This window comes from Anaeromonas gelatinilytica, from assembly GCF_016820635.1.
GTDB classification, from domain to species: Bacteria; Bacillota; Clostridia; order Tissierellales; family SIT17; genus Anaeromonas; species Anaeromonas gelatinilytica.
The window spans coordinates 1-11,112 of the sequence record NZ_WSFU01000004.1 but is presented as its reverse complement, the minus strand read 5'-3'; the positions used below and the strand labels follow the sequence as shown (position 1 = coordinate 11,112).

The 11,112-nt window shown below is 40.7% G+C and carries 11 protein-coding genes; 1 reads left to right on the top strand and 10 read right to left on the bottom strand.

Going from position 1 to position 11,112, the window contains the following annotated elements; translation table 11 throughout:
• Positions 1-200 precede the first annotated feature (200 nt).
• The 7 genes from GOQ29_RS00250 to GOQ29_RS00220 form a co-directional block, all read right to left on the bottom strand.
• A complete protein-coding gene (locus GOQ29_RS00250) occupies positions 201-764 on the bottom strand; it encodes an ABC transporter substrate-binding protein (RefSeq protein ID WP_252187461.1) in 564 nt (187 codons plus the stop codon).
• 143 nt (positions 765-907) lie between these two features.
• The gene (locus GOQ29_RS00245; protein ID WP_203370349.1) at positions 908-1,960 is read right to left on the bottom strand and encodes a siderophore ABC transporter substrate-binding protein; all 1,053 of its coding nucleotides are present in this window, start codon (positions 1,958-1,960) and stop codon (positions 908-910) included.
• Positions 1,961-2,152: 192 nt separating this feature from the next.
• A complete protein-coding gene (locus tag GOQ29_RS00240) occupies positions 2,153-2,950 on the bottom strand; it encodes an iron ABC transporter ATP-binding protein (protein WP_203370348.1) in 798 nt (265 codons plus the stop codon).
• A complete protein-coding gene (locus GOQ29_RS00235; protein WP_203370347.1) occupies positions 2,947-3,948 on the bottom strand; it encodes an iron chelate uptake ABC transporter family permease subunit in 1,002 nt (333 codons plus the stop codon). Before GOQ29_RS00235 ends, GOQ29_RS00240 begins: the two co-directional genes overlap by 4 nt.
• Positions 3,935-4,936 (bottom strand): ABC transporter permease, encoded by a 1,002-nt coding sequence (locus GOQ29_RS00230; protein WP_203370346.1) that lies wholly within the window; start codon positions 4,934-4,936, stop codon positions 3,935-3,937. The genes GOQ29_RS00235 and GOQ29_RS00230 overlap by 14 nt, the downstream gene beginning before the upstream one ends.
• 219 nt (positions 4,937-5,155) lie before the next feature.
• A complete protein-coding gene (locus GOQ29_RS00225; RefSeq protein WP_203370345.1) occupies positions 5,156-5,488 on the bottom strand; it encodes a MarR family winged helix-turn-helix transcriptional regulator in 333 nt (110 codons plus the stop codon).
• A 404-nt stretch (positions 5,489-5,892) separates the two neighbouring features.
• Entirely contained in the window at positions 5,893-6,714 is an 822-nt protein-coding gene (locus GOQ29_RS00220) for a MerR family transcriptional regulator (RefSeq protein ID WP_203370344.1), read from the bottom strand.
• A 766-nt stretch (positions 6,715-7,480) separates the two neighbouring features.
• Here GOQ29_RS00220 and GOQ29_RS00215 point away from each other — a divergent pair.
• Positions 7,481-8,851, top strand: a complete 1,371-nt coding sequence (locus GOQ29_RS00215; RefSeq protein WP_203370343.1) for an MATE family efflux transporter — start codon at positions 7,481-7,483, stop codon at positions 8,849-8,851.
• Between the two features lie 458 nt (positions 8,852-9,309).
• On the opposite strand, the gene GOQ29_RS00210 is transcribed toward GOQ29_RS00215, so the two are convergent.
• Genes GOQ29_RS00210 through GOQ29_RS00200 form a run of 3 tightly spaced genes read right to left on the bottom strand, consistent with a single transcriptional unit; the run spans position 9,310 to position 10,793 of the window.
• Positions 9,310-9,786 carry a TRAG family protein gene (locus tag GOQ29_RS00210; RefSeq protein ID WP_252187460.1) on the bottom strand — a complete coding sequence of 159 codons (477 nt, stop codon included), beginning with the start codon at positions 9,784-9,786 and terminating at the stop codon, positions 9,310-9,312.
• Positions 9,758-10,105: a hypothetical protein gene (locus tag GOQ29_RS00205; protein WP_203370342.1), complete on the bottom strand. Its 348-nt coding sequence runs from the start codon at positions 10,103-10,105 to the stop codon at positions 9,758-9,760. Before GOQ29_RS00205 ends, GOQ29_RS00210 begins: the two co-directional genes overlap by 29 nt.
• Positions 10,095-10,793: a DUF7768 domain-containing protein gene (locus GOQ29_RS00200; RefSeq protein ID WP_203370341.1), complete on the bottom strand. Its 699-nt coding sequence runs from the start codon at positions 10,791-10,793 to the stop codon at positions 10,095-10,097. Before GOQ29_RS00200 ends, GOQ29_RS00205 begins: the two co-directional genes overlap by 11 nt.
• Between the last annotated feature and the right edge of the window lie 319 nt (positions 10,794-11,112).

Sequence of the window (11,112 nt, the reverse complement as noted above, 5' to 3'; positions counted from 1 at the left end):
TTCATAGTCATATTCTTTTGTTATTGAATAAATAAAGTTTAAACCTTCTTTAACATGTTTAAAATTTTTATTACCATTTTCTTTATATTTAAAAACTCTATACCAAAGTGGCACTGCTCGTTTTCCTATTTTTAATGAAAATTGTAAAATAATAAACTTGTCTTTAATGGTTATATGATCAAAGATTATATAGATTTTTTTTAAATGATTTTTGTAATTCTTAAATAGTTTATAGATGTTGCCGTATATCCAAGCCCAATAGATTCGCAGAGAATATAATCAGGATTTTGCTCCGCCAGCCACTCTGCGCTCACTTCCGTTGTCTCTGCCAAAGTATTGTCTATATTTGCGGCAACATTACGTCCGCCCGCTAACGCCACCTGCTCGTAGAACGGAGAATCCGCAAGTCCTGTAGAGAATGGGCCAGAGTGCATTTCAAAGAACATGGTCGGGCGATCCGCTTCCGGAACATCTTTTATATGCTCTGAAATCAGCTTTTCATATTTGTCATAAAAATCAATAATTTTTTGTGCCTTATTCTCGCACTGAAACACTTTCCCAAGAAGCCTAAAATCGTCCCGCATATGACTTGGGGTGCGCAGGTCGAGGGCTATGGACTTTATGCCAAAACCGTCAAGCTGTTCACTGACGGAAACATTGCCGTGCACCGTGTTAGAGCAAAGCGGGACCTGAGTCTTTGACTCTGCAACCGCCTCGTAGTTGGTGTCGAAGTAGGAAGCCACCACAGAGACATTGTCCAGCATATTGAACAACGCGTTCTCCACCCGAATGGTGGGCGTTTGTTCAGCTTCGACACTAAAGCACAAATATAAACATGGAGAGATCTGCCCAGTAAAAACCAGACTTGATCTCTCCATGTTGTTTTTTATAGAACGCTGGGCCGGTATTACTTCAATGTATCAGTATATTGATGCAAATCCGCGATCATATTTTTTGTCGAAGTATAACCTCCGGTTAGCAGGTACCAAGCTGTATTATCAAGAGTATAGATATTGTTGTTTTTGTATGCATCGGTTTCTTGAATCAAAGAATTGGCCATGAATTCCTTACCCGAGCCTTCCTGTCCCAATGAAGCGTTTCTGTCCAGCAGAAGTATAACCTTAGGATTTTCGGTCTTGACATATTCTGCATTTACTTCCGCTCCATGATAACCGCTTTCTTGGGTTGTCGTATCAGCAGGCTTGAACCCAAATTCCTTGTGTACCAAAGAATATCTGCCTTCCTGACCATAGAAGCTAATAGAGCCAGGACCAATCATAAGGAACAAAGTATCTGCATCACCGGATTTCGCTCTGATATCAGCAAAACCTTGAGTAAGCTCTGTTATTCCCTTATCAAGTCCTGGTTTTAATTCAGGAAAAATCTGGCTTAAGATATCGAAATTTCTCTTTAACCCTTCTTCATACGGGTATTCTACATCGTCGACAAATAAATCGATGTCCAGCTCTATGTATGCAGCATCGGGGTAACGCTTCTTGACATCGTCAATCGTTTTGCCTTCTGTATTTTTACTGCCAAAACGTCCGCCACCTATGATTAAATTCGGCTGAAGCAAATCCAGTGTGTCATAATCGGCCTCAAACAATGTTCCCACATTAACATATTTATCATTGTCCCGATACTCTCCGAGATAGTCCGGCAAGCTGGATTCTGTTTTTGGAAGTCCCAGCGTTTCTATTCCCGTTTTATCGAAACCTACTGTGTCCAATATGTCCAATATTGCTAAATCATAAATTGCAACGCGTTTGGGATTGACCTTGACAGTAACTTCTTCCCCTGTGGCATCTTTAACGGTAACAGTTTTATCCTCCTGTGGAGCCGAAGTTTCACTGTCAGCGGGAGTTGTAGTTCCCGAGGGAGTTGCAGTTTCCTGGCCGCAAGCGGTTAGGGAGAAAACCATAATGCTCGCCATGACCATTGATAAAATACTTTTTTTCATTTTGAATACCTCCTGTATTTTTAGCGGTGCTTTACCGCACGCTAACAAATTTGTTTTTTGCGCATAGTTTTGCGCTGCATAATACCTGCCATCAAATGCTCAAAATAAATATAAAGTTGTCTTTCGAAACATTCTGTGATACCTCCTTACCTCTTTGATTTTATTTCAAAGGACACATAAGTGCATATTGATTTATTCATTAATAGCGTCGCCTTTTGCTGATTTATCCTCAGGAGGGAAATAGACGCAGACTTTTTTACCATAAACATTGGCAATGCAGAATTCATGGTCAAATACTTCGGTTAAAACAGTCTGATCAATAATGTCTTGTGCAGCTCCCTCTTTCATAATTTGACCGCCCTTCATAGCAACAATATCATCAGCATAGGCTGCGGCAAAATTGATATCATGCATGACAATAATCACCGTTTTACTAAGTTCTTTGACCAGCTTTCTTAGTATAGTCATCATTTCTACAGAATACTTAATGTCCAGGTTATTAAGCGGTTCATCCAAAAAAATGTATTTTGTATCCTGTGCAAGAATCATTGCAATATAGGCTCTTTGCCGTTGCCCGCCTGATAACTCGTCAATGAACTTATTCTCAATTTCTTTTAAATTCATATACTCGATAGCTTGCCTTATTTTTTGCTCATCCTCATCTTTCAATCGACCCTGACTATGAGGATATCTTCCAAATGAAACTAAATCCCTAACAGAAATACGCATATTTAAATGCTGTGTCTGCTTTAATATGGCAATTCTTTTGGCGATATCCTGGCTTTTCATCTCCTTAATATCCTTACCGTCAAGTAAAACAGTACCTGCACATGGTTCAAGCAAATTTGCAGCCACATTCAGCAAGGTGCTCTTGCCAGCTCCATTAGCCCCGATCAGAGCGGTGATTCTCTTTTCCTTTATAATCAAGTTTACTTCCCTAAGCACTTGGGTATTGCCATATGCTTGGGATATGTTTTTTATTTCAATCATAGTTTGTTCTCCTTTAAAATTAAGCAAATCATGTATACTCCTCCTACCAAATCGATCAATACAGTAACCGGAGTTGCGTATCTTAAAAGCTCTACAATGCCTTGCCCTAATACTAAAAATAAAATTGCGATAAGGATGGAACCTATAAATAGTACAGAATGTTTATAGGTCCTAAACAGTTCTCGGGCAATATTCACAGCGAGTAATCCCAAAAATGTAAGCGGGCCTATTAGCGCCGTCGTGATGGCCATGGCGAGAGCAATAAGTATCAAGTTCGTATTCAACCGCTTGGTATAAGGAACGCCCAAGCTTTTAGCGTTGCTTTCACTGAGAAGCATAACGTCATATTCCCGGCTTTTTCTCATAAACAGAAAAACGAGAACTAGCATTACGGGCGCGGCCAATAGAATAATACCCGTATTCATGTTGGTTATAGTAACGGATGTCACAGCCTTAAGCTGTTGAAATTCTTGGGGATTTAAAAGCACTTCAATATAATTTGTAAAACTCCGTATCATACCGGATAATATTAAACCAAATAGCAGCAAAAACACGATGTTATTTTTATTTTTTCTCAATATGATCCTGTACATCAGCATGGAAATTACCATCATCATCCCGGTCGTGATCAAAAAATTAAGATAGGGATTGCTGAATAGATGCTTCGATACAGCCCATCTGCTTGCCAAAAATACAAGCACGGATTGTGTAGCCATAAAAACCGAATCAAAACCGATCATGCTCGGCGTTAAAATCCTATTTTCAGTAATCGTTTGGAAAGCTAAGCTGACGACAGCGATCAGCGCAGCACTAACTGTCATACCTAAGATGCTCATAGCGCTTCTGGAAGCTATTTTTTTAGCGATATCTGCTGTAAGTGGGAGTCCTGAGTCTAAAGACTTTCCAATGACCCTTGCGTAAAAATAGATAATGACTGCAACTATAATCAGAATGCTCAAAACAAAGAACATTCTGCGAATGCGTTTATTGTTTTCCATATTTGATCCTCCTGAAAAGTATAATCAGGAAGATTAGACCGCCGACTATACCAATTGTGAAGCCAACCGCAACCTCGTAAGGATAAATGATCAGCCTACTGAAAATATCACATAAAAGTACAAATACCGCACCCAAAACCGCCACATCAAAAATAGATTTTTTTACATCATCTCCATAAAAAGCCGAAACCATATTGGGAATGATTAGCCCAACAAACGTTATGGGACCAACCGTTACAAATGAGGCAGCACTTATAACAGCGATGATACATAACCCAAGGAATATAGTCCTTTTATAATTAAGTCCTAAGCCTTTAGAAAAATCCTCGCCCATACCCGCTATACTGAAACGTGTCGCATAAATGACAGACAGAAATAACGGTACTAAGACTATGTAGAGAAGGTTAAAATTTGTGAAACGGTTAAATGTTCCAAGGCTGATAATAGATACGATCTGCAGTGCGCCGAAATGGTAAGCAATTGCAGTGGTAAAAGCTTTAATAATAGCGCCATACATCATACCCACAAGAGGAACATAAACCGCATCCCTGAGCTTAATTTTGTTTAAAACGGTCATAAACAAAATGGTAGAGCACAGAGCGAAGATAAAGGCAAATATTACTTGTATGATATGGGGCTGTTTTCCTATTAACAAATAAGATAGCAAAACTCCGAGCATGGCCGCATCCGTTGTGCCGGAAGTGGATGGAGACATAAACTTATTTCGGCTAATGGCCTGCATAATCAATCCTGCTATGCTGAGGCCAGATGCAGTCAATATAATGGCGATGGTTCTTGGCGCTCGGCTGATAATAAAGGTCTGCCCTGCTGTATCATCCATCTTAATAAGATTGCCAATGGTTACGTTATTGTCAGCACCTATCATAAGAGAAAGAACTGTAAGAATAATAAATATTAGGAACAGGCTTATCCGCTTGATTGTAACCCCGTTCACTTTTTTGTCTTTTGTTACTTTCAGTGTCTGCATGTACTCACTCCTAATTATATAAACTAGTTAGTGAAATCTAACTATAAAGGCTAAAAAAACGCCTTGCGAGGTTAGACAACGCTAACTGTAGGTTCAAAAAAAAAACATAATGGCGACGGTTCCATTCTCGATTTTTCTCCAGTGTCCTTTACCGCATATCCAGAGAGCTTACTTTTAAATATTCTAAGGTATAGTGTAAGGCTATAGTCAAGGGCTTTTTTACTTTGTTATAAATGCAATAGTAAAGGGTATGAACTTAAGTTTAATGTCAATGCTTCTGCGATCTTTCTCGGAAGTTGTGCACGTGATATATCCGTTTTGTTCCAGCCTAGCTAGCAGTTCCCCCAAGGATTGAGGACGCATATCCAACAGATATGTCAATTCCTTTTGAGTAATCTCAGGCTGTATTTTCAGTAAAGATAAGACTCGGCCTTGACCCCGATGTGGATTGCCCATTGGACCACAGACCATTCGATGCTGATGATAATGTCTGTGCAGCAGCCATTGCAGATGTGAGAACAGTCCCATTAAATCATGCTTTTCTTCATACATATTGATTTCCTCCTAACAATACTTCAAAATAGTAAGGTGCCTTAATAATAATATACAGGCACCTTACTAATCTGTCAAGAGGTTTTTATTAACGCATGAGGTTTTTATTAACGCATATTGTTCAATTTGGCAGGTTTATATTTAACTAATTTAATATAATACGATATAGTGTTACGCTATAGTCAATCAAAATCATAAATAGTATCAACAATGTGCATTTTTTAAATATATTAACTTTACTAGTCACTCCTGAAACAATATGCATCCCATTCTAATACTTAACTTTTGTGTGTTATAGTATCGTGGAAATATTATGGCTCCGTGTTGTTCCCTACAATGGGACAACACGGAGCCATAATATTTTGAAGAAGTTCTGCAGGACTGAAATCGCTAAATAGCCGTATTCATTTAACCTCTATCACTATTTCCGTTATATAATTTTCCGGCTTACCTCCAGCCAAAGAATTAAGGAGGTTACATTCATAAGTATTACCGACAATCTCCAAGTGATGCTGAGCAATGTAAGCCTTTAATTTCTCGTAGGAGGCAGATATTTCCTCACGCGGCCCCTCGTGATCAATGATTGCATATTTTCCTGCTGGCTTTATATGCAGGGACTCACAGTTATGTTTGCTATCGGTAGTACAAAAAAAATAGTCTGCATGATGGTATTCACCATTATTGATACTGTCTTTACTAATGATAAAACCTACAACTAATGAAATAAAAACATCATTTTGTTCACAGTAATGATACTGATCATATATTTTTTGCATCTGTTCACGGCTACTGAGTTCTTGAGAGATATCAGCAACAATTAAATACTCTTCATTCCTGTCTTCTAATCTTGGCTGTTCTCCAGTTATAGCAAGCGCATAGTTTGTTGTATCAATAGCACTTTGCAAAAACTTCTGCATCTTTTTAATCTCTTTTAATTGCTTATCGAGCTGTAATTTCTTTTGCGCCAATATCTTCAAAAAGAAGTGTGTGTCCTGATTTTCAAGATAGCCTTTTATGACTTTAAGAGGCATACCAACTTGTTTTAAAACTGTGATGATGTCGTATATTGACAACTGACGAAGTGAGTAAAAACGATATCCTTTATCGTCAACCATCTCAGGCTTAAGAATGCCAATTTTATCATAATGGAATAAAGTAAACTTCGTTACCCCGCACAACTTGGCAAATTCACTCATTGTAATATACTGTTCATAATCGTTATTCATAATATTTAAACCTCGTATTGACTATAGTGTAGCACTATACTTTATAATAATATTCAATCTTAAATTTGTCAATAGAATGGATTCTTTCTCAGTTCTGAAAGGTAAATCTTTTTATATCTGCCTAATTTCTTCTAAATTATCAAAATAAGATTGATCCACATTTCTTTTTTTGATTCTACCTTTTATCCACATCTGACTTCCATAATAATCCAATTCTCTTTTTTGTGCATAATTTAGTTGAATTTTCTCTTGGCAGACATCACTTCCTTTGGTATACTTAATTCAGTTGGTTGATATGCTTTGCATATCGCTTCTAGATATATCTTCTGCTGTTAGGTGTCTTGTCAAGCTTTCTAACAGGTCAGAAGATATATTTTTTTGCTTCTTTTTTATACGAAGCTTCTGTAGTACATAGTACTCATATAGCTGCTTCATGAAATCGGATATCTGTTGCATTAGATAATAATTCTTTAATGCCCATTCATTCCAGCTGCATGCGTGGGTTATATGTGCCTACCAGTTTTTCTGACGGTTAAATCCTTGATTTTCAATCTTCCAGCGCAATCTTCCTGTTTTGACTATTTCAATTATTCTAAGGTTGACATTCAAAATTCATTCTGCTATACTGGTTTTTAGCGCGGAGGGTATATTGAAAAAATACTGGATAAGCGAAAAATTCTTTACAATGGTTTGCCCATTGCATTGGAGGTTTTGTTTATCCTTTTTATTTATTATGGGCAACATCGTACCGAGGAGGTACTTTTTTATGCCTAAAGCACAACTTAAAAATAATGGCATCGACAAAGAGTTTGCCGGGTACGCAATCCCTGCCGTTATAGGCATGGTCGTTTCATCCCTTTACAACATTGTTGACGGTATTTTCGTCGGGCGCGGCGTTGGTAAAATGGCGCTGGGCGCTATCAATATTATTTATCCGTTCATAATGTTGGAAATTGCCATTACAATGCTCATTGCTATCGGCGGCGCAAATCACTTTTCCGCAAACAGAGGACGCGGGGATGACAAAGCCGCAAATAACATTTTCTTGCAGAGCATATACCTGATGATAGCGATCGGCGTTATTCTCAACGTGCTTGTCCTTTTGTTCACACCAATGGTGTGCCGGATGCTCGGTGCGGACGATGCGCTTCTGCCTTACGCTCAGGATTATATTTGGTGGATTGCCCTGTTCGGTATCGTCTATATGCCGGGACTGGGCCTGAGCATCTTCGTGCGAAACGACAATGCGCCGCGCCGTGAACTGGTTGGCACATTGAGCGGCACTGTGGTGAACATCGTTCTAGATTACCTGTTTATCATGGTGTTCGATATGGGTTTAACTGGCGCGGCGATAGCGACAGGTATTGGCCAGACTGTTTCAGTTTTAATATTTATGACCCACTTTTTCAAGAAAAAACGAGTGCTTCGTTTTGCAAAAGCGAGGTGGCGTTGTAAGGATATAAAGAAAATCCTGTTTAGCGGCACGCCCTCTTTCCTGATGGAATTTAGCCAATCCGCCGTTGCCTTCAGCTTCAACCTCGTCCTGATGGCGCGGGTCGGCGCGGGAGGCGTTTCGTATTACAGCATTGTTATGTATATCTGCTCCATGTTCAACATGGTTCTGATTGGACTCATGCAAGGCGCGCAGCCCATTATGAGTTTTAATCATGGCGGCGGCAATATGATAACTGTGAAGGTGCTTCGTAGCCTTGCCATTAAAACGGCGATTATTTTGACAACGATTATTTATGGCGGGATATTCTTCTTTGGAGGAACACTCGCGTCTATCTTTGTGCCGGATAGCCCTGAACTCACAAGCATGGCCGCCAATATGATGAAATACTATTTCCTTGCGTTTTTCCCGATTGGTATAACACTGATGAACATTTTATATTTCCAAGTCACCGAGCAAAGCACACAGTCCATTCTTCTTTCATTTTTGCGCTGCATTGGTTTTATCCAGTTGTTCTTGTTGGTGTTGCCATCGGTCTTTGGCACGATAGGCATTTACCTGTCATTCTTGTGCGGTGAAATGTGCCATTTCCTGTTGTCCGCGTTGTTTCTGAAAACAAGTAAAAAGGAAAAGGCGCTCAAATTATCTGTCGGAAAAACGGCTATTACGGAAAAGAGCAATTAAGATAAAAAACAAGATTAATACGATTAACCGGGAGTTTGGCAGCGGCGGGCGCGAGATTAGAAAGCTAAACGATAATCGCCGTACCAATGAAGCCGATCTTAATGTAAAATGAAGCAGACGGAAACGGGGGCAGGATTGTTTTTTTATCCTGTTCCCCGTTTTCTGCGGCGAAATGCCACGGCAAAAATCCAGACTGTCAAGGGGCTTTCGCGACATAAACGCGCTACGCGCTTTTTATTCCATGTTCCCCTTAACAGTCTGGATAGGCATAACGGACGGAGAATTTTTCTTTGTTTTGGGCGATGCTTATGGTACAATAAGAGTAAATTTGTTGGTTCATCTATGCCGAAGAAGTTGTGCCAAGCACAGGAGTATAAGCATAACGCCTCTCATCAGCCAAAAAACCAACACTCGTACCTAACAAAACCTAACCACCAAGCGGCGGGGAATCCCGCCGCTTATGTTTCGCCTTTCATAAAATCTAATCCGTTGTATCCGCTCTGCAAAAGCCCTTTTATCAATTTATCGTCAGGGTCAAGGATAATGCTCTTAAAAGCATTGTCCTTTTCCTTTTCCGAAAGCCACTTCGCCGAGCCGTGCTGATACTGCCCGACTGCGGCGGGCGTCTGTATGTCCGGCGTGACCATGTTCAGGTGGCTTTGGTACGGCTGCATATTCGTGAGAAAAAACACCATCGCAAGAATATGCATAAACCCCTGTGAGCATAAAAACAGCAGTAGGTGTTGTCTGCTTGCCGCCATGCTCCCGATACACTCGAAAAACCCTGTAAACGCCAGTATCCTCATTTGCCCTGTCAGAATATTGTGCAGAGCCATAGAGAAAAACACGTTGAGGATACCGCGATTATGAAAATCAAGGCGCAGACGATTAGCTTGGGTTTCGTTTTCATCGCTCCATGTCCTCGCTTTCCTCATCGTCAAGTTGCATAAGCTCGTGCATTTTTTCGTAATCCTCTATGCTCATCGTGCCGTCAAAGGCGTAAGGGTCAAATACTTCATCGCCGCCGTACAGCCGTTCGCACCACGGCATATCAGTCGGCAAATTTTCGGGGCGCGGACACCGTACGGTATCTATCGCCGTTATTTGCGCCTGTTCGAGCAGTTTCAAAACGCTGTCATAGTCAAAGTAGATTTTATGATTGGCGTCGCTCTCGTAGCTTGTAACAACATTTATGATAATCTCGCAAAACCATTTCACCTGACCGTTTTTATCTAAATCCTGCTTATCGCTCATAGCCGTCCTCCTGTTCCTCGGTTCGCTCCGCCTCATACGCCATCGAATGGGCAACCTCGTTTCGGACAGGCATATCGTCAAGCCATTTCTGCAAGCTCTCCGGCTTGACAACGTCGAGGAAGTCAGCGCGTTCCCACCTTGATTCTCTGCCGTCAAACAGATTTTTTGCGTACACCGCCTGACCTCTCGCGCCGTAGGTACAGCCAAAGCCGTTATATGCCACCCATAAACTGTTTTGAGCGTTGTGGGCGTTTGTGATAAGTGTTTGAGGGTCAAGGACGAGTATCTTGTTTTCGTAGTTTTCTCTATTGCTGTCGGCGATACAATCGTCTGCGCCCAAAGGTTTAAGCCTTTGCCGTATTTTCAAATTTTCATCAATCCTTTCCTGCAAGACGTACATCACAGGCTTATTCAGCTTTTCGGCGGCGTCAATCTCGCCCTGCATACCCTGTGATATTTCGTCACCGCACACCCAAACCTTGGAGCAGTATTTTAATAAGCCCATTCCCATTTCAAGAGCTTTTTCCCGATTGCTGAGGATTTCTTCCTGTAAAAAGCCCTGCCAAGCGAGGTGTGGGGCCAACGGGATATGGCCGCACCCTGCGACATACTCGCAGTAGCGGTTAGCCTTTTTTAGATTTTCCTCAACATTGCCCCGTACCGGACTACACACATAAACAAGTTTCATTTTCTGCACCTACCTTTCAAGTTCCAATTCATGCTCCGCTTCCTGCGGGATAACCAATGTCTATGCCACAAGGTCAAGCTGTTTTTGCAGAAACATATAGGGCGTCGCATCGGCGTCCTTTATCTGCGCTTCGGGAGCCGCCGCCATATTGTGGCTTTTAACGTATTCGGGATAATTCCCGCAGAGCGTAGCTCGCAGGCTTTCCTCGCTGACAATATAATCACGAACATTTTCGTTGTTCTGCGAAAGCTCGTATCTGACTTATGGACAGTTTTATTACATAAAATGTATTTTGTTTTATAATATATTATATATTCAT

Excerpts from the sequence above, each read along its gene's own strand:
- GOQ29_RS00250 (WP_252187461.1), bottom strand. The coding sequence starts at position 764 with ATGCTGGACAATGTCTCTGTGGTGGCTTCCTACTTCGACACCAACTAC.
- GOQ29_RS00245 (WP_203370349.1), bottom strand. The coding sequence starts at position 1,960 with ATGAAAAAAAGTATTTTATCAATGGTCATGGCGAGCATTATGGTTTTC.
- GOQ29_RS00240 (WP_203370348.1), bottom strand. The coding sequence starts at position 2,950 with ATGATTGAAATAAAAAACATATCCCAAGCATATGGCAATACCCAAGTG.
- GOQ29_RS00235 (WP_203370347.1), bottom strand. The coding sequence starts at position 3,948 with ATGGAAAACAATAAACGCATTCGCAGAATGTTCTTTGTTTTGAGCATT.
- GOQ29_RS00230 (WP_203370346.1), bottom strand. The coding sequence starts at position 4,936 with ATGCAGACACTGAAAGTAACAAAAGACAAAAAAGTGAACGGGGTTACA.
- GOQ29_RS00225 (WP_203370345.1), bottom strand. The coding sequence starts at position 5,488 with ATGTATGAAGAAAAGCATGATTTAATGGGACTGTTCTCACATCTGCAA.
- GOQ29_RS00220 (WP_203370344.1), bottom strand. The coding sequence starts at position 6,714 with ATGAATAACGATTATGAACAGTATATTACAATGAGTGAATTTGCCAAG.
- GOQ29_RS00215 (WP_203370343.1), top strand. The coding sequence starts at position 7,481 with ATGCCTAAAGCACAACTTAAAAATAATGGCATCGACAAAGAGTTTGCC.
- GOQ29_RS00210 (WP_252187460.1), bottom strand. The coding sequence starts at position 9,786 with ATGAGGAAAGCGAGGACATGGAGCGATGAAAACGAAACCCAAGCTAAT.
- GOQ29_RS00205 (WP_203370342.1), bottom strand. The coding sequence starts at position 10,105 with ATGAGCGATAAGCAGGATTTAGATAAAAACGGTCAGGTGAAATGGTTT.
- GOQ29_RS00200 (WP_203370341.1), bottom strand. The coding sequence starts at position 10,793 with ATGAAACTTGTTTATGTGTGTAGTCCGGTACGGGGCAATGTTGAGGAA.